We start from the raw sequence: 24,771 nt of genomic DNA, 5'->3' as shown, positions 1-24,771 counted from the left end.
TTTAAACGCCTGAGAAACGGCCCGCCGCCATCGACCCGTGCGGCACATCCACGCTTGGGGAAGGCATTCGCGCCAAACAATTTTAAGCTTGAAATTTCTTCTGAACGAGTCCAACCTGCCTCCAGCAGTTCGGGATGACGGCCAACGACATCTCGGCAGCGACGCGCGCGGCCGGAGCTCGGGAGGAGAACGACATGCGGATCGTCTGTATCGGTGGCGGGCCAGCCGGCCTTTATTTTGCGCTGCTCATGAAGCGCCAGCACCCGGAACACCACGTAACGGTCGTCGAGCGGAACCGCGCCTTCGACACGTTCGGCTGGGGGGTGGTCTTCTCGGACGCGACGATGCAGTCGATGCGCCAGTGGGATCCGGAGACGGCTGAGGCGATCGAGATCGCCTTCAATCATTGGGACGATATCGAGCTGGTCTTCAAGGGCCGCAAGATCAGGACGACGGGTCACGGCTTCGTCGGCATCGGTCGCAAGAAGATGCTCAACATCCTCCAGGATCGTTGCCTCGCGCTCGGTGTCGAACTCGTGTTCGAGCAGGACGTGGAAAGCGACGAGCAATTTGCCGATGCTGACCTCATCATCGCCTCCGACGGGGTCAACTCCAGAATCCGAAACAGATACGCCGATATCTTCCAGCCGGATATGGTCGTACGTCCTAACCGCTATATCTGGCTCGGCACCGACAAGCGCTTCGACGCCTTCACCTTCGACTTCCAACGCACCGAACACGGCTGGTTCCAGGCGCATATCTATCGTTTCGACGAAGATACCTCGACCTTCATCGTCGAGACCACGGATGATGTTTTCCGAGCCCATGGCCTCGACCAGATGGACCAGCAGCAGTCGATCGCGTTCTGCGAAAAGCTGTTTGCCGAGACGCTCGATGGTCACAAGCTGATGACCAATGCGCGCCATATGCGCGGTTCGGCCTGGTTGAACTTCGGCCGGCTGATCTGCGAGAAGTGGAGCCATTTCAACGGCAATAGCCACGTCGTGCTGATGGGCGACAGCGCCCACACCGCGCATTTCGCCATCGGTTCGGGCACCAAGCTTGCGATCGACGACGCCATCGAGCTCACCCGCCAGTTCGATACGCTCGGCCACGACAAGGCCAACATCCCCGACGTGCTTTCGGCCTACGAAGAGATACGCCGGGTCGATGTCGCCCGCATCCAGAATGCGGCCCGCAATGCAATGGAGTGGTTCGAGGTCGTCGGCACGCGCTATGCCGATACGCTGGAGCCCGAGCAGTTCATGTATTCGATGCTGACCCGCTCGCAGCGCATCAGCCACGAAAACCTTCGCCTGCGCGACAAGGACTGGCTCGAAGGCTTCGAACGCTGGTTCGCCGAACGCGCTGGTGTTGCGCCTGCGGCAAACGGGGCCGTCCCGCCGCCGATGTTCACGCCGTTCAAGCTCCGCGGCCTGACGCTCAGGAACCGCATCGTGGTTTCACCGATGGCGATGTATTCGGCGACGGATGGCGTACCGAACGATTTTCATCTGGTGCATCTGGGCGCGCGCGCCATGGGAGGTGCCGCTCTCGTCTTCCCGGAAATGACCTGTGTATCGGCCGACGCCCGCATCACCCCGGGATGCCTGGGTCTGTGGAACGACGAGCAGACCCAAGCTTTCAAGCGCATCGTCGACTTCGTGCACCAGCAGACCCCCGCCAAGATCGGGATCCAGCTCGGCCACGCCGGACGCAAGGGAGCGACCAAACTGGCCTGGGAGGGGATCGACCAGCCCATGAGCGAAGGCGCCTGGCCGCTCATTTCGGCGTCGGCCCTGCCCTACCTCAGGCATTCGGATACGCCGCGCGAAATGACGAGGAGCGATATGGACCGCGTCGTTGCCGACTTCGTGCAGGCGACCGAACGGGCCCGCGACCTCGGCTTCGACATCCTCGAACTGCACGTGGCGCACGGCTACCTGCTGTCGAGCTTCCTGTCACCGCTCACCAACCTTCGCACGGACGACTATGGCGGCGACCACGCCGCTCGCGCCCGCTTCCCGCTCGAAGTGTTCCACGCAGTTCGCAAGGTTTGGCCCGAGGACAGACCGATGTCGGTGCGTCTGTCGACGCACGACTGGCACGAGGGCGGCAACACGCCGGAAGACGCGGCAGTCTTCGCCCGCCTGTTCAAGGAAGCTGGCGCCGACATGATCGACTGCTCCTCCGGCCAGGTGGTCAAGGAAGAACAGCCTGTCTACGGCCGGCTGTTCCAGACACCCTTTTCCGACAAGATCCGCAACGAAATCCAGGTTGCGACCATCGCCGTCGGGGCGATTTCCGAAGCGGATCACGCAAATTCCATCATCGCTGCCGGCCGTGCCGATCTCTGCGCAATTGCCCGCCCGCATCTGGCGGATCCGTCCTTCGTCATGCACGAGGCAGCGAAAATCGGTTATGACGGCCAGCCCTGGCCGAAGCAGTATCACTCCGCCCGCGCGCAATATGTGAACAACCTGGCGCGCGCAGCAACGACGGCAGGCAAGCCATGAACCGCAGGCACGCTCTCGTCACAGGTGCTGGAAGCGGCATCGGCAAGGCGATCGCGATCGCGCTCGCAGCCAATGGCCATATCGTCAGCCTTGCCGGGCGCCGCGCAGCGCCGCTCGAAGCCGTGCGACAGGAAATTCTGTCATCAGGCGGCGAAGCCCATGTCCACCCTGGGTTCGATGTGACCGACCCGGCAGCGGTCGAGCAAGGCATCTCGGCTGCGATTGCGACGAGTGGAGAGATAGCCGTTCTCGTCAACTGCGCCGGCGAGGCCCCTTCGGCGCCGTTCGAGAAAACCGATCTCTCACTCTGGCAACGGGTGCTCACGATCAACCTGACCGGGGTCTTTCTGGTGACACAGGCAGCACTTGCCTCCGTGCGCCGTGCCGGAAACGGCCGGATCGTCAACGTCGCGAGCACGGCGGGCCTCACCGGCTATTCCTATGTTTCGGCCTATTGCGCATCGAAGCACGGCGTCATCGGCCTGACGCGGGCGCTGGCACTCGAGCTTGCGCGCACCGACGTCACGATCAATGCCGTCTGCCCTGGTTTCACGGACACGCCGCTGATCGACGGCGCCCTCGATACGATCCGTGAGAAGACCGGCCGCTCGCGCGAGGAAGCGCGTGCAAGCCTGGCGCGGGCCAATCCGCAAGGGCGCCTGGTGACGCCTGACGAGGTTGCCGACACCGTCTCCTGGCTCGTGTCGGAGAAGGCGACCGCGATCACCGGCCAGGCCATCGCAGTCGCCGGTGGCGAAGTTCTCGGAGGATAGAGATGACAAACCCGATGCAGGCCAAGAAGCGCCCCTTCAGGGATCACAAGGCCAAGCAATTCCTGTTCGAAACGGATGCCGACGGCCGGGTCGCCACGATCACGCTCAACCGTCCGGAAAAGAAGAACCCGCTCACCTTCGAAAGCTACGAGGAGCTTTGTGATCTTTTCCGGGCACTCGGCCGCGCCAGCGACGTGCGCGCCGTGGTGCTGACCGGCGCCGGTGACAACTTCTCCTCCGGCGGTGACGTCTTTGAGATCATCGAGCCGCTGACGCGCATGCCGATGCCCGACCTCATCGATTTCACCCGGATGACCGGCGAACTGGTGCGCCAGATCCGCGCCTGCCCCCAGCCGGTCATATCAGCCGTCGACGGCATCTGCGCCGGGGCTGGCGCGATCCTGGCGATGGCCTCCGATTTCCGTGTGGCGACGCCGGAAACGAAAACCGCCTTTCTCTTCACCCGCGTCGGGCTCGCGGGAGCAGACATGGGCGCCTGCGGCATTCTTCCCCGCATCATCGGCCAGGGCCGCGCCGCCGAGCTTCTCTTTACCGGCCGGGTCATGACAGCGACCGAGGGACATGCCTGGGGCTTCTACAATGCACTGCACGAGCGCCCGTCGCTGCTGACCGAGGCGCAGAAATTCGCACGCAATATCGCTGATGGCCCATGGTTCGCCCATGCGATGACCAAAAAGATGCTCGATCAGGAATGGGCGATGGGCATCGACCAGTTGATCGAGTCCGAAGCGCAGGCCCAGGCAATCTGCATGGCGACCGGCGATTTCCGCCGTGCCTTTGAGGCCTTTGCCGCCAAGGCGAAGCCCGAGTTCAAGGGAAACTGAGGATGAGCTCCCCTGCGACGAGTCCAGGTCAGCCGACCCGCGATCATCTCGACTGGCCGTTCTTCGAGGGGAGCCACCGCGCCCTTGCGACGGAGTTGGACGCGTTCGTCGCCCGTGGCGGTCTCGGCGAGATCGATCACGCAGATGTCGATGCCGCTTGCCGGCATCTGGTTAGCGCGCTCGGCGCCGCCGGCGTGCTTCGCCATTGCGTGCCGAAGGCGTTCGGCGGCGCCAGCGAAGTGATCGACAGCCGATCGCTCTGCCTTATCCGCGAGACACTTGCCTACACCGACGGCCTTGCCGACTTTGCCTTCGCCATGCAGGGGCTTGGCACCGGAGCGATCAGCCTTGCCGGCTCGCAGGCGCTGAAGCAGGCCGTTCTGCCCAAGGTCGCCCGCGGCGAGTGGATCTCCGCCTTTGCACTTTCCGAGCCCGATGCGGGATCGGATGTCGCGGCATTGGCCTGTGCTGCCCGGCGTGACGGAGAGCACTTCGTGCTCGATGGCGAGAAGACCTGGATTTCGAACGGCGGCATCGCCGACGTCTACACGGTCTTTGCCCGCACCGGCGAAGCGCCCGGCACACGCGGCATCTCCTCCTTCGTGGTGTTCGCCGACACACCGGGCTTCGCGATCACTGAGCGCATCGAGACAATCGCGCCGCATCCGCTCGCCCGGCTTCGTTTCGACAATTGCCGTATCCCGGCATCACATCTTCTCGGAAGCCCCGGCGAAGGCTTCAAGATCGCCATGCGCACGCTCGACATTTTCCGCCCGTCTGTCGCTGCGGCCGCGATCGGCTTTGCCCGCCGTGCGCTCGACGAGGCAGTGGCGCATGCGAAAAACCGCAAGATGTTCGGCGCCACGCTTGCCGACCTGCCGACGGCGCAAAGCACGCTCGGCGAGATGGCAACGGCAATCGACGCCGCAGCCCTTCTGACCTGCCGCACGGCATGGCAGCGCGACGTGCAGAAGCGGCCGACCACGCGGGAAGCGGCCATGGCCAAGATGACGGCGACCGAGAATGCGCAATGGGTCATCGACCAGGCGCTGCAGCTCTTCGGCGGTCGCGGCGTGCGCGTCGGCGAGATCACCGAGCGGCTCTATCGCGAGATCCGCGCATTGCGCATCTACGAGGGCGCGACCGAGGTTCAAAAGCTCATCATCGGCCGTGAGCTGATGAAGGGCGCGGGACGATAACGAGAGGGTGTCGAATATGCATGGTTCAAGGGCGTCGTTCGGCTGGCAGGACCCATTCAACCTGGATGCGCTGGGTTGCCTGCGCCTTGGGCGGATGAAGGACGAAGGCAACCCGCCGGTCGAACTGACCTCGACCCTTGAGCGCAACTCCTGTGGCAAGGCGCTGGAAATCGCCAGAACCGCGCGCGACATGCTCAGCCGTGCCATTCCCGGCATCGCCGTTTTCGCGAACTGAGGTCCGACGCAAATGTACAGGACCAAGAGACCGCTGCGGTTCGGAGACTGCGACCCATCAGGGATCGCCTACTTCCCGTCCTACCTCAACATCCTCGTCGGGGTGACGGAAGACTTCTTTGGGTCGCTCGGCTTTGCCTGGAAGGCGATGAACGACGAGCGGCGGATCGGCATACCGACGGTGCGCCTCGACCTCACCTTCGTTCGGCCGGGCTTTCAAGGTGACGAGCTTGATTTCGCGCTAACGGTCAATGGCATCGGCCGGTCGTCGCTCGACATGGAGCATACGGTCTCTGCACGGGACATGGTGCTCTGGACCGCGAAACAGCGCGTCGTTGCCACCTCGCTCGACAATCACGCCTCACTCGCCTGGCCGGCTGATATCCGCGCCGCGCTGTCACAACATCTGGAGACGACCAATGCACACCATCCTGCAACCTGAAGGTTGGGCAAAGCCCATCGGTTACGCCAACGGCGTCGCTGCCAAGGGCCGCACTGTTTTCGTCGGCGGCCAGATCGGCTGGAACGAGCAATCCGAGTTCGAAACGGACGATTTTGTCGAGCAGGTGCGCCAGACGCTGAAGAATGTCGTCGCAGTGCTCGCTGCCGGAGGCGCCGGGCCGCAGCACATCACCACGATGACATGGTACTTCACCGACAAGCAGGAATATGTCGGCAACCTCCGCGGCATCGGCCAGGCCTATCGCGACATCATCGGCAGGCATTTCCCAGCCATGGCGGCGATGCAGGTGGTCTCGCTGGTCGAAGACCGCGCCAAGATCGAGATCCAGGTCACCGCCGTCATCCCTGATTGAGGCTTGCCGATATGGCCGACATCCAATTTTCCAAGAGCGTTTCCGCTTGCGCTCAAGACCGTGCTTTCGTTGTCACTATCGATAACCCACCCGTCAACGCCCTCTCCGCACATGTCCGGTCCGGCTTGATGGCGGCACTCGATCATGCTGCCAATCTCCCGGCGATAACGGGCGTCATCATCACGGGCGCCGGCAGCACCTTCATCGGTGGAGCTGATATCAAGGAGTTCGGCAAGCCGCCGGTCGGGCCCACGCTTCCCGAGGTGACCGAGCGTATCGAGACTTTCAACAAGCCGATCGTCGCTACGGTAAATGGCGCTGCCCTTGGCGGAGGCTGCGAGGTGGCTCTCGCCTGCCACGGCCGTATCGCCGGCGAGAAGGCATCGTTCGGGCTGCCCGAGGTGAAACTCGGGATCGTTCCGGGTGCCGGCGGGACGCAGCGTCTGCCACGCTTGATTGGCTTGGTCGCAGCTATCGACCTCATCGGTACGGGGCGTGCCGTCAAGGCGGGCGAAGCTGTGACGCTTGGGCTTGCCGATGGCATCGCCACCCATCCCGTTGGCGCGGCCATCGCGCTCGTGCACGAATGTGCCGAAAAGCCGCTGCGTCGGACCGGTATGATTGGCGTTCCACCCACGGACCCGGCAGCGGTCAGTGCGGCGGAAGCGAAAGTGCTGGCGAGGGCGCGCGGCCAGTCCGCTCCCGCGGAGGCCGTTCGTCTCGTCAAGGCAGCAGGCGAACTTGACCTCAGACAAGGATTGGCCGAGGAACGCGCCACATTCCTGCGTTTGCGCGATTCCAGTGAGTCCGCTGCCCTGCGGCACGTCTTCTTCGCCGAGCGCGCCGCGGGAAAGGTCGAGGGGCTCGACATAGCCGCGCTGCGCAAGATCGCGACCGTCGCCGTCGTCGGCACCGGGCTCATGGGATCCGGCATCGCAGTCTCCGCCTTGACCTCCGGCCACCGCGTGATCGCACTCGAGCAGACTCCCGAAGCAGCAGCCGGCGGGAGGGCGCGCATCGCCGAGACCCTCGACAAATCAGTGCGCTCCGGACGGCTGACCGCAGATGGACGCGACGACTGCCTTGCTCGATTGCAGACGACCACTGAGGCCGCGGACCTCGCAAAGGCCGACCTCGTCATCGAAGCGGTGTTCGACGATCTCAAGGTCAAGACAGATTTGTTTCGCAGGCTCGACGGCATCGTCGCCCCCGATGCCATTCTTGCGACCAATACGAGTTACCTCGATCCCGATGCCATTGCTGCGGCCACGGCCGATCCGTCGCGCGTGGTCGGGCTACACTTCTTCTCGCCCGCCAATGTCATGCGGCTTGTAGAAGTCGTCGATTGCGCCAAGACCTCGCCAGAGGTCCTCGCCAGTGTCCTCGCTTTTGTGAAACGCCTCGGCAAGCTGCCCGTGGTCTGCGGCGTCACCGAAGGTTTCATCGGCAACCGTATCTTCTCCGCCTATCGCCGCGAGGCGGAATTCATGCTGGAGGATGGGGCGCTCCCTCAAGAGATCGATGCCGCACTCGAGGCCTATGGCTTTCCGATGGGTATATTCGACGTCAACGACATGGCCGGGCTGGAGATCGCCTGGGCACGCCGCAAGCGCCAGGCCGCGACGCGGGATGCTGACGCACGTTATGTCGAAATCGCCGACAGGCTTTGCGAGGCGGGTCGCCTCGGCCGCAAGACCGGTCGCGGCTGGTATGCCTATCCCGAGGGCGAGCGGACCATTGATCCGGAAGTGACGGCAGTGATCGAGGCGGCGCGGGCAGCCAAGAATATCACGCCGCGCAGTTTCACCGCCTCTGAGATCATGAGCCGGCTTTTGAAGGCGATGGTCGATGAAGGAACGGCACTGCTTGCCGACGGCGTCGCCGCGCGTCCCGGCGATATCGATCTGGTGATGATCAACGGCTACGGATTTCCGGCACACAGAGGCGGGCCGATGTTCGCCGCAGAGCAAACCAAGGACCAGCCCCATGCGTGAGGCCTATCTCATCGGCGGCGTGCGCACGCCGATCGGCCGCTATGGCGGCGCCCTGTCGAGCGTGCGGGCAGACGATCTCGCCGCCCACGCGATCCGCGAGGCGTTGGCGCGTTTTGCAAGTGTTCCGGCCGAAGCCGTCGACGAGGTTGTCTTCGGTTGCGCCAACCAGGCGGGAGAGGACAATCGCAACGTTGCCCGCATGGCGGCCTTGCTTGCGGGGCTGCCGGACACGGTGGCGGGGACGACGATCAACAGGCTTTGCGGTTCGGGCCTGGATGCCGTCGGCTATGCCGCACGCGCGATCCGGCTGGGCGAGGCGGAGATTGTTGTCGCCGGCGGCGTCGAGAGCATGTCACGCGCGCCCTTCGTCATGCCGAAGTCCGAAAGCCCGTTTCAGCGTAGCACCGAAATCCACGACACGACCATCGGCTGGCGCTTCGTCAACCCGCAGATGAAAGAGCGATACGGTATAGACGCCATGCCCGACACGGCCGAAAACGTCGCGACCGAGTTTTCCATCTCACGCGAAGATCAGGACGCCTTTGCATTGCGCAGCCAGACGCGCGCGGCGACCGCGCAAAAGAACGGGCGGTTCGCCCGCGAAATCGCTCCCCATCCGATCAAGGGACGAAAGGGCGATACGACATACGTCGACCAGGATGAACACCCACGCGAGACGACTATCGAGAAGCTCGCCAGCCTGCCGACGCCCTTCCGCGCCAATGGCACGGTGACCGCCGGCAACGCGTCCGGCGTCAACGACGGGGCGGCCGCGCTCGTCCTCGCCTCGGACCGCGCCGTCGAGCGCTACGGCCTCGAGCCCCTCGCCCGGATCGACGGAATGGCAACGGCGGGTGTTGCGCCACGCATCATGGGCATCGGCCCCGTCAATTCAACACGAAAGCTCCTGGAACGTCTGGGCCTTGGCATCGGCGACATCGACATCGTCGAGCTCAACGAGGCCTTCGCGGCGCAGGCCCTCGCCTGCATGCGGCAACTGGGGCTCGCCGACGATGCGCCCCACGTCAACCCCAATGGCGGCGCCATCGCACTCGGCCATCCGCTTGGCATGTCGGGCGCGCGCCTGGCGCTTACGGCTGCGTTGGAGCTTGAGGCTCAGGGCGCGAAGCGCGCGGTTGCGACCATGTGTATCGGCGTCGGACAGGGCATCTCGATGCTTCTGACGCGACCGTGACGCCCGCCTCGTAGAAGTATTCACCTTCAACGTCCGGCCCGATCGCCGGTGGACATCATTCTCGATCGGCCCGAACACCCACGGGCACCGGACATCAGATCCGACGCGTGTGCCACTGACAAATCGCTAGATGGCCGGACATGCTCCCGAAAGCATGGGCCTCCCAGCCTTGCGAGCGGGAGGAGAAGAAGGGCAATGCAACGACCCGCTCCAGAAGCGGCCGTCCGACCTCGTTAGGACGGCCCGGCGCCAACCTGGTGAAAGCTGGTTAGATCCCCTGCTAATTAGGCGTGTCGCCGAAGGCTCCGGCGCTCTCAAGGGCGCTGATCCGGAACGATGTTTGGTCAATTCGCGTTCGGCTGAAGCTGTCGCACTCGCTTGCCATTATCCGCAAAGGCCACCGGGCCTCGGAAAATGAGTTGGTCGAGCGACCGGTTTGCCCCAATGCAGATGTTCGTCGGCATTGCGAAAGTCGCCGTGGCCGACGCTTTTAATCCCTCGCCGTGAAGGGATCTGAACCCCAGCCCCATCATGCCGAGTTTGTTGCGCCGGCCGGGTGCGATTATTTTCCGTCCGTGTTTCCCGATTGTTTGGTGGCCGCCTTTAGCACGCCTTGCTGCAAGTCCGCCTGATCGGCAAGAATGGCGGCGGCCTCGTCCAGCAAGACGTCTTTTGCGTTCTTGCGGGCATTCTCAATGGCAATATCAGCACTCAGACTACGCTCGTTTGCACGCAGGCCGTCATCTGCACCGGTATTTTCGCCATCGCTCACTTGTGCTCGAGATTTGAGGCGATTTTCTCGAGCGGTCAATTCTCTGCGACGTTCGGCTTCATTGAGGGAGACAACCCCTTTTTCGCGCTGCGCTTTCAGGTCCCCAATGTCTTGTAACAGGCCTTGGAAATCCGGATTGCTCTCAACCCGCGCATCATGGCGGCTTTGCAGTGTCGGCAGCAACGCCTTCAAAGTGTCGGCCGGCGCATAGCGGGCAGGCTTGATTTGCGCCCACGGCAGCGCATTGTCATAACTGGTCTCGCCAAAGCTCGTCGGATCGGATAGTCCCGGCAAATTGATATCAGGCGTAACACCGCGCAGCTGCGTCGTCCCGCCATTGATCCGGAAAAACTGCGCAATCGTCACTTTCAGCTCACCGAATTCGGGTTTTCTGTTGCGAACCATCTCGTCAAGATTCACGACGGTTTGAACGGTGCCCTTACCGAAACTGGGTTCGCCAACGATCACGCCCCGACCGTAATCCTGGATTGCCGCAGCAAAAATCTCCGAAGCCGACGCCGATCCGCGATTGATGAGGACGCCGACGGGGCCTGTCCAGACAGGCGCTGGAAAATCTGCGCTTCTTATTGCGACCTGGCCGTCGCTATCGCGTTGCTGAACGACCGGGCCGGTGCCGATGAACAGGCCGGTCAAATCAATCGCCTCGTCCAGTGAACCGCCGCCATTGTTGCGCAGGTCAATGAGAACGCTGTCGACCTTCTCCTGCTTCAGTTCGCCGAGAAGCTTTGCGACATCGCGACTGGCACTTCTGTAGTCCTTCTCTCCCTTGCGCCGGGCTTCAAAATCCTCGTAGAAAGCCGGTAGAGTAATCACACCGATCTTGCGTCTGGCTTCGCCCACTTTCACAGACAGCACAGCTTTCTGGGCAGCCTGCTTTTCGAGGCTGATTTTATCGCGCACCAGGCTGATAACCCGATGGGTGCCATCGGCTCCGGCATCCGCCGGCAGGATGTCCAAGCGAACGACGGACCCTTTTTTTCCTCGTATCATTTGCACGACTTCATCAAGCCGCGTGCCAACCACTTCTTTTATCGCCCCATCCTTGCCTTGACCAACGCCGGTAATGCGGTCTCCGACCGAGAGCTTGCCGGACAACTGCGCCGGCCCCCCAGGCACAAGCTCACGGATCGTCGTGTAGTCGTCGCGTTCCTGCAGCACCGCACCGATACCAACCAGCGAAAGCTTCATAGCGATATTGAAAGCGTCCGAAGCGTTCGCGCCGAAGTAGTCCGTGTGCGGATCGACCGACGTCGTATAGGCGTTCATGAACGACTGGAAAACGTCATCGCTTTTATACTTGTAAGCGCGCTCGAGAGCGTTTGCGTATCGTTTGGAGAGCGTTTCGCGAATAGCCGCGTCGGCCTTGCCGCCCAGTTTCAACCGCAACCAGTCGCTCTTTACGCGCTTGCGCCACAGCTCATCGCTCTCGGCTTCCGACTGTGGCCAGGGCGCTTTATCGCGCAGCACGGAATAGGTTTCCTGCGCACCGAAATCGAAGTCCTGCTTCAGCAAGTTGCGCGCATAGTTCATGCGGTCGACAACGCGCTTTCCATATACGTTGAAGATCACAAACGGGATCTGTAAGTCCTCCCGTTCGACGGCGTCGTCGATCTCGCTGCGGTCAGACATGAAGCTGTCGATGTCCGCCTGCAGGAAGAGCATGCGATCCGGATCGAGCGATTCGATGAATCGATCCATGATCCTTGCCGACAAGGCGTCGTCGAGCGGAACGGGCGTGTAGCTGAAACGCGTAAGGAATTTTGCACTCAACTGGGCGGCTTGTGCCTGTTGCTTAAGCGGCTCCAAGACAGGCGGTGAGGCGACTTCAGCATATGCGGACTGTACGATTGCAAGAAATGCAACAAGGAAGACATGTGATATGCGCATTCAGCGTTGATCCAATTCGTAATGCCGAGTGTCGATGCGCGATCTAGGTGAAGCAATTATGGCTTTTTGGCAACCGCGTGGATCATGCGCGGACGCAAGTGCCGAGTGTCGGCGTCATCACCTTCAGATGCTCGCCGATCCGCTCAAACACTTTCGGGACGACAGCCCGTTCCGGAAGACCCCACCAATACTCGTTGACGCGTTCAACGATATCGATGACCGCCTTGAGCATACCAGGCGCCGGCAGCGCCGCTGCCAGAGCCAGTTCGCGCGGCTCGACCAGGATCCTGACACAGCGGTGCGGAGGGAAATAAGATGTAACTCTACCACGCGATGTTCGGACTGCTTACGCTATCTGTTTGCTCACCCCTGCAGCACGCCAACCTGACGGAGCTTCGTGACGTTCCCTTCTGCCTGGTGTCGTTTCATTACCATTTCAATGTCCGTCCTCCGCTCATAAGCGATACGTCAAGAAGGTTCACTCTTCAGCGGCAGACAACCCTTCCAGGCGCGCACCCTCAAAACGCCCGACCATAGTGAGGATCGATCCTGCATCTGGCATCAGGCAGGCGGCTGTTGCCAGCGCGTCGGCTATGGCGGCGGAATGGGCCGAGACCGAAATCGCGTGCCAGTTTGCTGGAGCAGGCATCCCGGTCGCAGGATCGAGGATATGACCGTCTCTTCCGGCCTGATCGAAGGTTGTGCCCAGAGGAGCGGAGGTGGCGAGCGCACGCTGGCGCAACGCCAGACGCTCGCCCGTTTCCAACCGCACCGGCCATTCGCCGCCCTCCGGCCGTCCGCCGAGCGCACGGAGCTCGCCGGTATCGATCAGGATGTCGGTCAGGCCCTCAGCATTCAGAAGCACGGCGACCCGGTCAGCGACATAACCTTGGCCGATCCCATTCAGCGTCAGCGCCATGCCTGGGTGCAGGGTGATCGCTGCTGCTTCGAACTTCACCTTGTCCCAGCCGGTATTGGCCCGCGCTCGAGCGACTGCCGTCGGATCGGGCCGCCCGCCGCTTGCTGCGGATTCGGCCCAGAGCCTCCAGAGCGGCTGTACGGTCGGATCGAACCGGCCGCCGCTCGCCCGATGGACGGCACCGGCCAGCGACAAACATTCCAGCAGCTCGAAGGGCGGGGCATCAAGATGACCATCGCGGTTCAGCCGCAAAAGCGCGCTCTCCGAACGGTAGAGACTGAGAATGTTTTCCAGGCGGTCGACCTCGGCCATGACGCGGACGGCGATGGCCTCGGCATTTGGATGGTCAAGCCGGATCGAGGCGCGTGCGCCAAGCGCCTGCCCTGCCCACAGGCGGGCAGTGCCCGTATGGGTAGCCGCGGTGGCGGGCAGAGCGGCCAGAGCGGCGGAAATGGCGATCAGGCGGCGTCGAGTGAGCATCATGGGGGTCAACCTCCGGCTGGATGGGGCAGAGCGCGCAGACGGCCGAGATAATCATCGTCGTCATTTCTTTGGTCCGCGCCGGTTTCCACCGGGGTCAGAACCATGGCGTCGGTAATATCGGCGAGCGTCAGCACACGGCCGCCCTGCGCAAGGGCGAAGGCCGCAGCCCCCTCCCGGCTGGAAAAGGGCACAGTTTCGGGGGCACCCATCCCACCCCGCCGGGCCGAGCCAACGACATAGAAAGCCTTGTCGGCTGCAATCCAGTTGCTGTCACCAGGCTGGTCCCATGTCGCCCCTGCAGCCCCCATGTCATTGACATAGATGGCGAGGATCGGCGCAATCTGCTCTGGCCCGCGAGCGTAAGCGATGACATCGCGCACCTGACTGAAGAACAGCGGCGCAGAGCTTCCTTCAAGGAAAATCTGCGCCTTGGGGCCGGGATGCTCCAGAAGGTTCATCTGGCAGTAATGGCCGAGGGTCTCGGGCGTCATATCCAGCGGCGCGATGCTTTGGGCGACGTCCTCCTTGCAGGCGGAAAGCAGCGCCAGCGCGGTGGCGATCATCACGAAGCGAAATCGGTTCGTCATGGGGTCACCTTTCGGAAGGCGGCGACAGCAAGAGCGATGGCGGCCAGCGGCCAGAGGAAAAGCGAAGCGGCCGATTGCCAGAGCGGGATCGCGCCCGCCGCCCCGCCTATGCCGCCGGCGGCAGCCACGGCTTGCGCCGCCGAGAGATTGAAGACGCGAAAGGCGTCGGCCGGATTGGCGAGCAGAGCGACAGGCAACGCCTGCGTGGTGAAGGCTCCGCCTCCATCTGTGACGATAAGCGCCAGGAGGGCGAGGTCGTAGAGGACCACCGCCACCAGCCAGAGGGCTATGGCCAGCCCCGCGGCCCCGGACGGCCGCCGCGCCAGCGCGGAGAGAGCATAGCCCGCGCCGACAAAGGTCGCGCCGAGCAGGACCGAAGACCAGATCAGCCGCCATAGCGCGCCGAGCCCCTTGATTGCTTCCGGATCGGACCAGACGGCCACCAGCGCCGCCGCACCATATCCGAGCGTCACTGCAAGACCGAGGATCGCCAGATGCGCCAGCAGTTTACCCAGCAGGATCTGCAGGCGCGAGACGGGATAAGTGAGCAGAAGCGGCAACGTGCCGCGCTCCACCTCGCCAGCCACCGCGTCAAAACTCATCAGCAATGCCAGCAGTGGAACGAGATAGACCGCAAGCGAGGTGAGCGAGGCGACCGTCACGGAGAGCCGGTCGACGCCGACATCACCAGTCGGGGCTGAGCCGGCGGCGGCAAGCACCAGAGCGAACAGCACCATCATGCCGGTGGCGATAGAGACCCAACGATTGCGGAAAGCGATGCGGAATTCGCACACAGCGGTGGCGAGGATGCGGTTCATTGCCCGTCCCTCCGGCTGAAATGACTGTAAACATCCTCGAGGCTGGGCGGGATCACGTCGAGATCGACTACGGCGTTCCCGAGCGCTGCGATGCGAGCAAGGAGCGGCAGTTTTTCCGGCTGCGAGCAGCAAAGGCGCAAGAGACCATCCTCGCCCTGCGCGCCTTCGGGAAGGGCCGCCGCCAGCGCCGCCGATTGGCCGGGCGCGGGGCGAACGGAAAAGGCAACCGGAAGCGCAGCGCAGGCCCGTAGATCGGCAAGCGTGCCTTCCGCCACCAGTTCCCCGCCGGAAAGAATGAGAATGCGGTCGGTGCGTGCCTCCACCTCGGTCAGTACATGGGAGGAGAGCAGGATGGCTGTTCCCTCTGCAGCTAGCCCGTCGAGCAGGTCGTAGAAGTCCCGTCGCGACACCGGGTCGAGGCCCGAGGTCGGCTCATCCAGCACCAGGAGGCGCGGGCGACCGATCAGCGTCTGGGCCAACCCCACACGCTGGCGCATGCCCTTGGAATAGGTGCCGATCCGCCGCCGCGCGGCATGGGCAAGGCCCACCCGCGCAAGAAGCTCTATGGCCTGCCGCGGGTTCTCGCCGCGCAGTGCGAGATAGTGGCGAAGCTGCTCCTCCCCGGTCAGGGCTGGATGGAAGGCGACATTTTCCGGCAAATACGCCACCTTCGCCCGCGCGGCGGGCGAACCAGGCGCGGTGCCGCAGACTGAGACTTCGCCACTGTCGAAGGGGATGAGGCCAAGCACGATTTTCATCATCGTCGACTTGCCCGCGCCATTATGGCCGAGCAGCGCCGCGCGCCTTCCCGGCTCCAGCGTCAGGGAGGCAGACTTCAGCGCTTCCACCGATTGGAAGCGCTTAGTGAGCCGAGAGATTGTCAGGGTCGGTGTCATCATAATTTCCTTCAGTCCAACGCCCGGTGGCCTCTGCCTCATAGGCAAGGATTTCGAACGGAACAGGGATGGTCAGGGGCCGCATCAGCGGCGCGCCGTCGCGCACACCTCCGGGCAGCGTGGCGGGAAAGTCCCGCTGGCTCCAGCGCACGATCTGCACGGCGGGCGAGCCTATGAGCAGGCTCGCCGCCGGCTGCGACCAGAGGATCTGGTCCATCAGGTCGTTGGGTCGATAAAAGCTGTCGGCGATGCCGTCGCCGTTGAGGTCGAAGGCCGGATGGTCGGACCAGAAATTGCCCCGGCCCTCATGGCTCCACTCCATGTTGTGGGTGCCGACATATTTCACCTGCTCGCGGTTGGCGATGAAGGCATTGCCGGTCAGCACGTTCTTCTCCGAGCCGGCGGTGAAATGGATGCCGATGCCGCAGCCCTCGAACCGGTTGTTCCAGATCAGATTCTTGTGGGCATTGTAGATGAAGAGGCATTTCTTCGTGCCGCCGCGCACCAGATTGCCGGTGACATCGGCATTGTTGGCATAGTTCAGCATCAACCCGTGCTCGCGGTCGCCGAGACTGAGATTGTTCAGGATCTTTGCCCGGTTGGAGAACATGATAGCGAAGCCGAGATGATTTCCCACCGAGACATTGCCGGAGACCTCGGTGTTGCGGGTGTACATGAAGTGCACGGCGAAACGCAGGTCGCGCATGGTGTTGCCGCGATAGACACTGTCGGCGCTGGCATTGGAAAAGATGCCGTCGCGACCGTAGCGGATGACATTGCCCTCCAGCAGCGTGCCGGGGCTGTTCCAGACATAGATGCCGTTGCCGCGCTCGTTCATGCGGGGACTGCGGGTGCCGACGATGTCGTTCGCCGTGACAGTGGCGTTGCGACCGCCGTGCACGTCTATGCCGTGCATGTTGTCGATGACGAGCAGTTTTTTGATGCGGGTACGGTCAGCGCCCTCGAGGATTTTCACACCTGAATCGAGGTCCTGGTTCACGCGGCCCGAGCCGGTGACGGTGAACCCTGTCAAGGTCACGTCCGGCGCGGTGATCGTCACCACGCTGCCCTGCCCGAGCCCATCCACGATCGCCTCGCGTGGGCCAATGATGGTGAGTGGCCGGTCGATGGTGACGGGGCCGGCATAGGCCCCGTCGGTCAGTGTGAGCACATCGCCGGATTTAGCGCCGGCGATGGCGGCAGCGAGACTGCCCGTACCCGGCACGACCGCACGCTCCGCCGCCGCGAGCGGCAAGGCGACAAGAAGTCCGATCAGGAAGACGGGCAGGCGCATCGATCAGGCGCCCTTCGGTTCCACGAACATGCGGCCGCGCATTTCCATGTGCAGGGCATGGCAGAACCACTGGCAATAGTACCAGTAGACGCCGGGATTGGCCGCGACGAAGGTGACAGAGCTCGTCTGCTGCGGCCCGACCTCCATCGCCACGCCGTGATTGCCCATGGTGAAACCGTGAGTGAGGTCGTCGATCTCGTCGAGATTGGTGACGATGATCGTGACCTCGTCACCCTCCTTCACCGTAAAGCTTTCCTGGCTGAAGCTGGGCGCGACCGAAGTCAGGTAGACGCGAACCTTATTGCCGTCGCGGATCACGGCATCGGTCCATTCGTCGATGTTGACCTCATCGGCCTCGGCCTGCTTGCGCGTTTCGGCCCATAGCGGGTCCTTCCGTTCCCAGACCGAACGGATGTTCGGCAGGATCGAGGGGGCGACGGCGATCGCGTCATGCGGTTCGGCGAAGTTCGGGCCGTCATGCACCAGCACCATCTTGTCACCGGAAATGTCGATCAACTGATCGTTTTCGGGCTTCAGCGGACCGACATTCAGGAAGCGGTCCTTCGAGAACTTGCAAAGGCACACCAGCCAGTCATTGGAGGCGTCCAGCGTCTCGCCCATCACCGTCTTCAGGTGGCCGGGCTGGTACTGAACGTCGAGTTTGTCCTTGATCGGGTTGATCTTTTCGCCGGCATAGGCGCGGATGGCCTCCTCGATGTTCCACTTCACCACCTGGCTGTCGAGGAAGAGCGAGGTATAGGCGTTGCCGCGCCCGTCAAAAGCGGTGTGCAACGGGCCGAGGCCAAGTTCCGGTTCCGCCACCACGGCGCTGCGCGGCTCGGCATTCTCGTAGAACAGGGCATCGAATTTCGTCACATCCAGCACGGTGACGGTAGGCGAAAGCTTGCCGGCGACGCACAGGTGCTTCTTGTCCGGCGCCATGTTGCAGCCGTGCGGATTGTTGGCGATTGGGATGTAGCGCGTGAAAAGGGATTTGGCCTCCTTGCGCCCGTCCACCACCTTGACGCCGTTGATCTCCTCGTACTGCCCAGCCGCAATGGCCTTCTCGATCTCAGCGAGGTTGAAGACGACGACATGGTCCATCTCGGATTTGGTCATCTCCTCCAGCGACATGCCCATTTCCGAGTTGTAGCTGGTCGAGAACGCCCACTTGCCCTCATAGTCTGCATCGCAATTGTCGAGGTTGCCCGATACCTTCACCTGCCAGGCCACGTCCCATTTGTCAGCGTCGACGGCGGTGAAGATGTTCACATAGGTCGATACGTCCTTCATGGTCGAGCCGTCATTGACGAGCGGCGCTTCGTCCTCGCCGTTGCAGAACACGTAGTTCGAACGCGGCCATTTCTGCGGACGCATGCCATGGATGCCCTTGGCGTTGGGTATCTCCAGGATGGCGTCGGTCTTCATCACGTCGCAGCGCACGCGCGCCACGCGCGTATTGGCCTTATCGTTCATGAACAGGTAGCGGCCGTCATATTTGCCGTCGGTGAAAGACATATGGACGTGGTGCAGGTCGCCGTTGTCGTGAATCTTCTTGCCGTTGGCGGCAAGCTGCTTTTTCGTCTTCTCCGTCATCGTGCGCTGGTGGATGTGGATCGATTCATTGGTCTGACCCCAGCCGGTGGCCGAGCAACGATTGAACACCGGAACCCGCATCAGTTCACGCATCGAGGGGATGCCGAGAATGCGCATCTCGCCGGTCTGACCCGAGGACCAGAAGCCATAATAGTCGTCCAGCTTGCCGGGTGCGACCGAGCCGTCTGATCCGGCAGCGGCACGGGCCGGGGTAGCCAGCCCTGCAGCTCCGAGGCCCAGCGCGGTCGGCCCCATCGTGCCGGCCAGGATGGCGCTGCCTGCCGTGGCGCTGAAAAGTGCTCGGCGGCTTAGTCCCTTGTTTTCCTTTGATTCCATCATCGGGTTCCTTTTTTGTTTGAACCTTGGCTTCGATTAAACTTTGGCGGCGGGTTGGTGGATCGGGGCACCCCCCGGGCTTGCCGCCAGCTTCGCCCGCGACTTCAACTTCTTGATCACGACGGGGCAGACGATTTCGGACTGATAGAGCACCTGGCAGTGCAGGCAGTTGATGCACTCGTTTGGATTGATCTCGCCGGTCCGATGGATCGCTTGCACCGGACATTGGTTGGCGCAGCTCTGGCAGGGGTTTCCGCATTCATGGTAGCGTTTGAGCCAGTCGAACATTCGCATGCGCGCGGGGATGGCCAGCGCCGCTCCCAGTGGGCAGAGGTAACGGCAGTAGAACCGTTCGACGAAGAGCCCGGCGACGAGTAGTGCTGCGGCATAGGCCACGAACGGCCAGGCGCGGATGAATTTCAGGATGATCGCGGTCTTGAACGGCTCGATCTCGGCCAGGTGTTCGGCCTGCTCGACGCTGATCAGCGAGACGCCGAAGAGGCCGAGGAAGATCATGTATTTGATCGGCCAGAGCCGCTCATGCAGGCCCCAGGGAAGCGTCCATTGCGGGATACGCAGTTTGCGCGCAATCTGGTTGGTCAGTTCCTGCAGGGCACCGAAAGGGCAAAGCCAGCCGCAATAGGCCCCCCGTCCCCAGAAGAGCAGCGCTGCAGCCACGGCAAACCACAGGATGAAGGTGAGCGGGTCCAGCAGGAAAGCCTGCCAGCTGAAGCCGTTGACGAAACTCCCGAACAGCGCCATCAGGTTGACGACCGAAAGTTGTGCGTTGGCGTACCAGCCGAGGAAGACCAGCGTTACCGCCAGGAAGCCCATGCGGAAGATGTAGAAGGCCTTGGCGCTCCTGACCACATAGGTCTGGAAGAAGAACACCCCCGTCAGCACCACAAGCATGGCGCCCAGCACGACAATCTTCAGCTTCGAGTCGTTCCAGATGCGTTTCCACAGGTCGGCCTGCGCCGCCCCCTCGCCACGGTCAACGACAGCGGCAACGTCCTTTGCCGGCGGCGCAGCGGCGCGCAGGTATTTCTGCGGCAACTGGTAGCCGAGATCGAATGTGTGGAAGACCTTCTCGATTGGCCCGACCTCACGCTGCGCCAGAAGCTGGATGCGGAAGGGCTTTGCCGGATCGAAGCCGAGGCCGGCGGGAATGCGGAACAGGTCCATCTCGTTGAATTCCGGCGCGCCGGCAAGCGCGATGGCTCCGAGGCGACGATGGTCGCGATCACGAAAGCGAACGGAAACATCGTCCTGAATCAGCACGATGCGATCGAAGATGCCGCCGCGCACATAGCCTGAGCCCTTGAAGGAATAGAGCCCGCGCCCCATCAAGGCGACCGCGTGCTCGCCCTCGCCCAGCCAGCCCTGGAGGTTGGCCTCCTCGGCCGACCCGAGAACGGCCTTGCCGATGGAGGGGACCGAGACCAGCGCCGCCTGCATCTCGATAAACGTGCTTTCCGGAGCTTGCGCGATCGCGCGGTCGCGCGCGCGCTCGTCTGGATGCCCGGCGAAAGCCGTATTGACCTGCGCCACATCAAGTGCCAGCCGGCGCAGCGTGCCGTCACCCTCTGCCTCGGCCCAGTCGGCCGGCGAGGCGGCTGCGGGATCGATCATAAAACGCGGGCCGGCATTGTCCGTTTCCGGCGCCAGTCCGCCAAGGCCGTGCGCACGCGCAACCTTAAGCCCCGAGCGGACGATCGAATCGTCGATCACCATGACGGTCACGGTCGCGCCCGAGATGATATCCACCTCATGCGCCGTGCCGCCGGATTTCGCCTCGGCGACGAGGTCGAGACCGGCGTAACCGGCAACCAGCGCCTTTACCTTGGCATCCGGAATGCCGATGAGGACGATGGGTTCCGAGTGTTTCACCAAGCGGACGCCAAGGATCTTCGCATCCTTGTCCACCGCCACGAGGGCATGGATCGGCTTGCCGGAATAGCCGGTCGTTCCGACGAAATCCGAGGTGATAAAGACCCAGGCCACCGTCTGCCCGCCCTTCAGAACGGGGGCAACCGCCAGATCGTCGCGCACGGCACCGAAACCGTCCGCTCCCGGCACAAGATCCGAAGCTGTGGCAGCGGGCAGATACTCCTGCAACACCGCAGCCGCGCTGGCGGATACCGCGACGCACAGGCTGGCGCAGAGCAGAAGGACAAGACGGAAGAGTTTCATTCCAAGGCGTTTCCCGCAAATCGTTGTCGGAGCATTGGAACGTTGGCGCAGAGCGGTCGTTGATCTGGCTCAAATAAGCGCTGCTTGGTCGACCGAAGTCTGAGGTCGGCGCAAAATTTCGTGCGCGCAGCGGTTGCCAGGCGGACTTGAAGGGGATTTGCGTCGCTTTCCCCATGGCCGGCGCGAGAAGATGTGCTTTCGAAGCGGGTTGTGCCGGCTTATGGCCTGTCCCTCCACTCCCCCAATGGTTGCGAGAGAATAGCAGGCGGTACGTCCCGCCATAGCAATCAGGCGGGGTGCGACGAATTGGGCTCAGCTTGTGGAACAGGAAATTGACCGCCGCCATGACTGATAAGGTCACGACGGCAACGGCGCCGCCTTGGAACAGTACAAGCGTTTCCGAGATCAGGCGCCGGCCGGATTGTGTGCGCGAACATTCCTTAAGCCCCGCCTCGTCGAGTTGGGCAAAAGCGAAACTGCTGGACAGATCTGTTGGAAGCCTCACTCAACCGAACGCGCGGTCGGTGGCGCGGCGACGCTGGCAGATGCTTCACTCCTGGAGAAACGAGGAAACAGAATCTCGTTTTCCAGATGCATATGCGTGACCAGATCGTCGCATAATTTTCGAAGACCGATGTAAAGAGCCGTCCAGGACCGACAGGCGTCGCCCGGAAGTGTAAAGCCATGCGTCAGATGCTCGATCGCGGCGAGGCTTCGGCCTTCGCCCGTGTGATCGTCTCGCATGCTGGCGATCAAGTGTTCGATATCCGGATCCGGCTCGTGGCGCATCATCGGAAAGAGAGCGAGCTCTTCCCGAGCCATGTGGGGGAGAAGGTGATCCTTAAGATCGACCAGTGCCTCTGCAAGGCCCAGGGGCGCGGAGCTATGCGAGCCGTGAACGTGCTCTACCTTTTGGGAAAGCGGGATCAGCCATTCCAAATCGTTGCGGTGCGTCTGGTGATATCGCTCAAGAATGTGTGTGATAAGCTCGCTGGTGCCATCCGGGGCGTCGCGCCTTGCTGCAAGCTCGAGCGCCTGAAGACGAGCAAGAAGATCATCCGCTTCTATGCCGGCATCTGCTGCCGCATCCGCAAGCGACACGTCGCCGCCACAGCAAAAGCTGATACCTTGCTGCCGGAAAAGTTCGGCTCCGCCCGGAAGTTCGCATGCGATCACTCCGACCGCGGTGTCCAAGTTATATTCAGTCAATGTGCTCTCCTTGATGCCTGAGAGGTCACGATCCGCAAGAGATGTTGAGGCGGGACCGATTCATGACCCTGTGATCGAGCGAGAAGCTGAGGTACTTTGTCTGATCGTTCTTTGTCGAAACGCAACTTCAATGGAGAGGCCGCACCATTGCCGCATTTCCCCCTACTCAGGCACGAAGGCATCTAAGAGATGGGATCGCCGCTGCTGCCGAGCCCTGCGCGCGCGTCGGTGCAGCCGAACCTCTCCCTCCCGTTCTGACGGGTCGAGATATCGTTCGAGCAGGGATTCGCGGACGCAACGACAGCGATGACGATCTGAACGATAGTCAGAAACCCTGGCCGGCACTTAGGTGACGGCGGCGCCAGTTGGCCAGGCGCTCGCGATCAAACGAGAAGACTTCGTCGATCACGGTGCCATCGGCAGACACGGTCCCCGTCCAGAGGCGACCGCCGCATCGCAGCGTCAGCCTGAATGTTCCAAGGTGCTCCCCCTGACCGATCTCAACCTGGCTCTTGACTTCTCCGCGGCTGAGGCGGCTCCTCAGCTCCGTCGGCGGCAGACGCAACGCCGATGACATCGTTGCCGCCGGCACGGAAAAATCCCCACCGGTATCGCGCTCGACGCGCAGAATTCGCCGGTTTGTCAATGTCAGCATTGAACTGCTCTTTCCGACGATGCGTCTTTTACCGCGCTCCGCGGTATGCCAGGTCGCTGCAGACGATCGCGCGATATCTCGAGGCGAAGCGCAAGATGATCGAGCAAAGATCCAGCATCGACGCCAACGGCCGGCATGCTGGCAAACAGTTCGGCGACCTCAATCGTGCAATCGCATAACGTCTGATCCATCTCTTCCATCTCGATCATTTTGCCCCCTCCGCTGTGCTCGATCGTCCTGCAGACTGACGCTCTTCGGGAAATCTTGCGATCTTTGTTACGCTTGAGACGGTGCGCCCTCTTTGCGCTGACGCAAACACCCAATTGCTGCAACCCCCAACTTCACCTACATTGACCAAGTGGTAAAAAAGACGCGTTCCAAGACGCGCAATCAATCAGAGGGGAATTTGATGCATAGCAATTCCTTCACTTTCGCCATTTCCAGAAGAACCCTGATCAAAGCTGCCGGCGCCTCCGCCGTGGTGGCCGCGGCGGGTCTGCCGAGTCGTCTGTTCGCTGCGGACCCGATAAAGGTGGCGGCCATCTATACCGTCCCGGTCGAGCAGCAGTGGGTCAGCCGTATCCACAAGGCAGCTAATGCCACCAAGGAGCGCGGCGACATCGAATATGTCTATTCGGAAAACACCGCGAACAACGATTACGAGCGCGTCATGCGCGAATATTGCGAGGCCGGCCACAAGCTGATCCTGGGCGAGGTTTTCGGCGTCGAGGATGCCGCCCGGGCCGTCGCCAAGGACTATCCTGATGTCGCCTTCCTGATGGGCTCGAGCTTCAAGCCCGATGCCGCCGTACCGAACTTCTCGGTTTTCGACAACTATATCCAGGACGCATCCTATCTGTCCGGCCTTATCGGCGGCGCGATGACCAAATCCAAGAACATCGGCATGGTGGGAGGCTATCCGATACCGGAGGTCAACCGGCTGATGAACGCATTCATGGCAGGCGTGAAGGAAGTGGCCCCGGACACCAAGTTCCAGGTCGCCTTCATCGGCTCGTGGTTCGATCCGCCCAAGGCCAAGGAGACCGCATTCGCTCAGATCGATGGCGGTGCGGACCTTCTGTATGCCGAGCGTTTCGGCGTGTCCGACGCCGCCAAGGAGAAGAAGATCCTGGCCATCGGCAATGTCATCGATACACAGGCGGACTATCCGGACACCGTTGTCGCCTCGGCGCTGTGGCATTTCGAATCGACGCTCGACAAGGCGATCGCCGAAGTGAAGGCCGGCACTTTCAAGGCCGACGACTACGGCGTCTATTCCTTCATGAAGAACGGCGGCTGTTCGCTAGCACCTCTCGGCACCTTCGACAGCAAGGTTCCGGACGACATCAAGGCCAAGGTCGCGGAGAAGGAAAAGATGATCAAGGACGGCTCGTTCACCGTCGAGATCAACGACGCCGAGCCGAAGTCGAGCTAGCCCTCCCTTCCTCCCGTTCATGGGAAAGGTGGGTGGCAGTGCCGGACGAGGGATTAGCCTTCGCGGGCAGCGACCTTCTCTCCCTGGACGGGAAAAAGC

Annotated in this window: 21 protein-coding genes and 1 pseudogene; 10 read left to right on the top strand and 12 right to left on the bottom strand. The window is 62.4% G+C overall.

Annotated elements, in window-relative coordinates; translation table 11 throughout:
- The first annotated feature begins 194 nt into the window (after positions 1–194).
- The 9 genes and pseudogenes from ABIE33_RS27570 to pcaF all read left to right on the top strand — a co-directional run bounded on the left by ABIE33_RS27570 (position 195) and on the right by pcaF (position 9,571).
- Positions 195–2,516 (top strand): bifunctional salicylyl-CoA 5-hydroxylase/oxidoreductase, encoded by a 2,322-nt coding sequence (locus ABIE33_RS27570; RefSeq protein ID WP_429130982.1) that lies wholly within the window; start codon positions 195–197, stop codon positions 2,514–2,516.
- On the top strand, positions 2,513–3,289 hold the full coding sequence (locus tag ABIE33_RS27565; protein ID WP_429130981.1) for an SDR family NAD(P)-dependent oxidoreductase: 777 nt from the start codon (positions 2,513–2,515) through the stop codon (positions 3,287–3,289). Before ABIE33_RS27570 ends, ABIE33_RS27565 begins: the two co-directional genes overlap by 4 nt.
- Before the next feature lie 2 nt (positions 3,290–3,291).
- A complete protein-coding gene (locus tag ABIE33_RS27560; protein ID WP_429130980.1) occupies positions 3,292–4,134 on the top strand; it encodes an enoyl-CoA hydratase family protein in 843 nt (280 codons plus the stop codon).
- Positions 4,135–4,136: 2 nt separating this feature from the next.
- Complete coding sequence (locus tag ABIE33_RS27555) at positions 4,137–5,333, top strand: acyl-CoA dehydrogenase family protein (RefSeq protein WP_429130979.1); 1,197 nt, start codon at positions 4,137–4,139, stop codon at positions 5,331–5,333.
- 58 nt (positions 5,334–5,391) lie between these two features.
- Positions 5,392–5,529 (top strand): annotated as a pseudogene (locus ABIE33_RS27550) (acyl-CoA dehydrogenase); the annotation flags it as partial.
- A gap of 51 nt (positions 5,530–5,580) precedes the next feature.
- Complete coding sequence (locus tag ABIE33_RS27545) at positions 5,581–6,009, top strand: acyl-CoA thioesterase (protein WP_429130978.1); 429 nt, start codon at positions 5,581–5,583, stop codon at positions 6,007–6,009.
- The gene (locus tag ABIE33_RS27540; RefSeq protein ID WP_429130976.1) at positions 5,987–6,382 is read left to right on the top strand and encodes a RidA family protein; all 396 of its coding nucleotides are present in this window, start codon (positions 5,987–5,989) and stop codon (positions 6,380–6,382) included. The genes ABIE33_RS27545 and ABIE33_RS27540 overlap by 23 nt, the downstream gene beginning before the upstream one ends.
- 11 nt (positions 6,383–6,393) lie before the next feature.
- Positions 6,394–8,376 (top strand): 3-hydroxyacyl-CoA dehydrogenase NAD-binding domain-containing protein, encoded by a 1,983-nt coding sequence (locus ABIE33_RS27535; RefSeq protein ID WP_429130975.1) that lies wholly within the window; start codon positions 6,394–6,396, stop codon positions 8,374–8,376.
- Complete coding sequence (gene pcaF / locus ABIE33_RS27530) at positions 8,369–9,571, top strand: 3-oxoadipyl-CoA thiolase (RefSeq protein WP_429130973.1); 1,203 nt, start codon at positions 8,369–8,371, stop codon at positions 9,569–9,571. Before ABIE33_RS27535 ends, pcaF begins: the two co-directional genes overlap by 8 nt.
- 562 nt (positions 9,572–10,133) lie before the next feature.
- On the opposite strand, the gene ABIE33_RS27525 is transcribed toward pcaF, so the two are convergent.
- From ABIE33_RS27525 to ABIE33_RS27470, 12 genes are all read right to left on the bottom strand, one after another.
- Entirely contained in the window at positions 10,134–12,251 is a 2,118-nt protein-coding gene (locus ABIE33_RS27525; protein WP_429130971.1) for a carboxy terminal-processing peptidase, read from the bottom strand.
- A gap of 82 nt (positions 12,252–12,333) precedes the next feature.
- Complete coding sequence (locus ABIE33_RS27520; protein ID WP_429130970.1) at positions 12,334–12,483, bottom strand: hypothetical protein; 150 nt, start codon at positions 12,481–12,483, stop codon at positions 12,334–12,336.
- A gap of 246 nt (positions 12,484–12,729) precedes the next feature.
- Positions 12,730–13,653, bottom strand: a complete 924-nt coding sequence (locus ABIE33_RS27515; RefSeq protein ID WP_429130969.1) for an FAD:protein FMN transferase — start codon at positions 13,651–13,653, stop codon at positions 12,730–12,732.
- A 5-nt stretch (positions 13,654–13,658) separates the two neighbouring features.
- Positions 13,659–14,240: a nitrous oxide reductase accessory protein NosL gene (locus ABIE33_RS27510; protein ID WP_429130967.1), complete on the bottom strand. Its 582-nt coding sequence runs from the start codon at positions 14,238–14,240 to the stop codon at positions 13,659–13,661.
- Positions 14,237–15,058: an ABC transporter permease gene (locus ABIE33_RS27505; protein WP_429130966.1), complete on the bottom strand. Its 822-nt coding sequence runs from the start codon at positions 15,056–15,058 to the stop codon at positions 14,237–14,239. The genes ABIE33_RS27510 and ABIE33_RS27505 overlap by 4 nt, the downstream gene beginning before the upstream one ends.
- Positions 15,055–15,954, bottom strand: coding sequence for an ABC transporter ATP-binding protein (locus ABIE33_RS27500; RefSeq protein WP_429130964.1), 900 nt, complete (start codon positions 15,952–15,954; stop codon positions 15,055–15,057). The genes ABIE33_RS27505 and ABIE33_RS27500 overlap by 4 nt, the downstream gene beginning before the upstream one ends.
- Positions 15,920–17,248, bottom strand: a complete 1,329-nt coding sequence (locus ABIE33_RS27495) for a nitrous oxide reductase family maturation protein NosD (protein ID WP_429130962.1) — start codon at positions 17,246–17,248, stop codon at positions 15,920–15,922. The genes ABIE33_RS27500 and ABIE33_RS27495 overlap by 35 nt, the downstream gene beginning before the upstream one ends.
- 3 nt (positions 17,249–17,251) lie before the next feature.
- Positions 17,252–19,183, bottom strand: coding sequence for a TAT-dependent nitrous-oxide reductase (gene nosZ, locus ABIE33_RS27490; RefSeq protein WP_429130961.1), 1,932 nt, complete (start codon positions 19,181–19,183; stop codon positions 17,252–17,254).
- A 33-nt stretch (positions 19,184–19,216) separates the two neighbouring features.
- The gene (locus ABIE33_RS27485) at positions 19,217–21,373 is read right to left on the bottom strand and encodes a 4Fe-4S binding protein (protein ID WP_429130959.1); all 2,157 of its coding nucleotides are present in this window, start codon (positions 21,371–21,373) and stop codon (positions 19,217–19,219) included.
- 501 nt (positions 21,374–21,874) lie between these two features.
- On the bottom strand, positions 21,875–22,582 hold the full coding sequence (gene ric, locus ABIE33_RS27480; RefSeq protein ID WP_429130958.1) for an iron-sulfur cluster repair di-iron protein: 708 nt from the start codon (positions 22,580–22,582) through the stop codon (positions 21,875–21,877).
- A 325-nt stretch (positions 22,583–22,907) separates the two neighbouring features.
- Positions 22,908–23,237 (bottom strand): DUF6522 family protein, encoded by a 330-nt coding sequence (locus tag ABIE33_RS27475; protein WP_429130956.1) that lies wholly within the window; start codon positions 23,235–23,237, stop codon positions 22,908–22,910.
- A complete protein-coding gene (locus ABIE33_RS27470) occupies positions 23,231–23,446 on the bottom strand; it encodes a hypothetical protein (RefSeq protein ID WP_429130955.1) in 216 nt (71 codons plus the stop codon). Before ABIE33_RS27470 ends, ABIE33_RS27475 begins: the two co-directional genes overlap by 7 nt.
- Positions 23,447–23,646: 200 nt before the next feature.
- On the opposite strand from ABIE33_RS27470, the gene ABIE33_RS27465 reads away from it, so the two are divergent.
- Entirely contained in the window at positions 23,647–24,672 is a 1,026-nt protein-coding gene (locus ABIE33_RS27465) for a BMP family protein (RefSeq protein ID WP_429130953.1), read from the top strand.
- Positions 24,673–24,771: the final 99 nt, after the last annotated feature.

Source organism: Ensifer sp. 4252 (genome assembly GCF_050434565.1).
GTDB lineage: Bacteria > Pseudomonadota > Alphaproteobacteria > Rhizobiales > Rhizobiaceae > Ensifer.
Note: the sequence above shows the minus strand (reverse complement) of the source record. Positions and strands in the feature narration are given on the sequence as shown.

Excerpts from the sequence above, each read along its gene's own strand:
- ABIE33_RS27570 (WP_429130982.1), top strand. The coding sequence starts at position 195 with ATGCGGATCGTCTGTATCGGTGGCGGGCCAGCCGGCCTTTATTTTGCG.
- ABIE33_RS27565 (WP_429130981.1), top strand. The coding sequence starts at position 2,513 with ATGAACCGCAGGCACGCTCTCGTCACAGGTGCTGGAAGCGGCATCGGC.
- ABIE33_RS27560 (WP_429130980.1), top strand. The coding sequence starts at position 3,292 with ATGACAAACCCGATGCAGGCCAAGAAGCGCCCCTTCAGGGATCACAAG.
- ABIE33_RS27555 (WP_429130979.1), top strand. The coding sequence starts at position 4,137 with ATGAGCTCCCCTGCGACGAGTCCAGGTCAGCCGACCCGCGATCATCTC.
- ABIE33_RS27545 (WP_429130978.1), top strand. The coding sequence starts at position 5,581 with ATGTACAGGACCAAGAGACCGCTGCGGTTCGGAGACTGCGACCCATCA.
- ABIE33_RS27540 (WP_429130976.1), top strand. The coding sequence starts at position 5,987 with ATGCACACCATCCTGCAACCTGAAGGTTGGGCAAAGCCCATCGGTTAC.
- ABIE33_RS27535 (WP_429130975.1), top strand. The coding sequence starts at position 6,394 with ATGGCCGACATCCAATTTTCCAAGAGCGTTTCCGCTTGCGCTCAAGAC.
- pcaF (WP_429130973.1), top strand. The coding sequence starts at position 8,369 with ATGCGTGAGGCCTATCTCATCGGCGGCGTGCGCACGCCGATCGGCCGC.
- ABIE33_RS27525 (WP_429130971.1), bottom strand. The coding sequence starts at position 12,251 with ATGCGCATATCACATGTCTTCCTTGTTGCATTTCTTGCAATCGTACAG.
- ABIE33_RS27520 (WP_429130970.1), bottom strand. The coding sequence starts at position 12,483 with ATGCTCAAGGCGGTCATCGATATCGTTGAACGCGTCAACGAGTATTGG.
- ABIE33_RS27515 (WP_429130969.1), bottom strand. The coding sequence starts at position 13,653 with ATGATGCTCACTCGACGCCGCCTGATCGCCATTTCCGCCGCTCTGGCC.
- ABIE33_RS27510 (WP_429130967.1), bottom strand. The coding sequence starts at position 14,240 with ATGACGAACCGATTTCGCTTCGTGATGATCGCCACCGCGCTGGCGCTG.
- ABIE33_RS27505 (WP_429130966.1), bottom strand. The coding sequence starts at position 15,058 with ATGAACCGCATCCTCGCCACCGCTGTGTGCGAATTCCGCATCGCTTTC.
- ABIE33_RS27500 (WP_429130964.1), bottom strand. The coding sequence starts at position 15,954 with ATGACACCGACCCTGACAATCTCTCGGCTCACTAAGCGCTTCCAATCG.
- ABIE33_RS27495 (WP_429130962.1), bottom strand. The coding sequence starts at position 17,248 with ATGCGCCTGCCCGTCTTCCTGATCGGACTTCTTGTCGCCTTGCCGCTC.
- nosZ (WP_429130961.1), bottom strand. The coding sequence starts at position 19,183 with ATGATGGAATCAAAGGAAAACAAGGGACTAAGCCGCCGAGCACTTTTC.
- ABIE33_RS27485 (WP_429130959.1), bottom strand. The coding sequence starts at position 21,373 with ATGAAACTCTTCCGTCTTGTCCTTCTGCTCTGCGCCAGCCTGTGCGTC.
- ABIE33_RS27475 (WP_429130956.1), bottom strand. The coding sequence starts at position 23,237 with ATGCTGACATTGACAAACCGGCGAATTCTGCGCGTCGAGCGCGATACC.
- ABIE33_RS27470 (WP_429130955.1), bottom strand. The coding sequence starts at position 23,446 with ATGATCGAGATGGAAGAGATGGATCAGACGTTATGCGATTGCACGATT.
- ABIE33_RS27465 (WP_429130953.1), top strand. The coding sequence starts at position 23,647 with ATGCATAGCAATTCCTTCACTTTCGCCATTTCCAGAAGAACCCTGATC.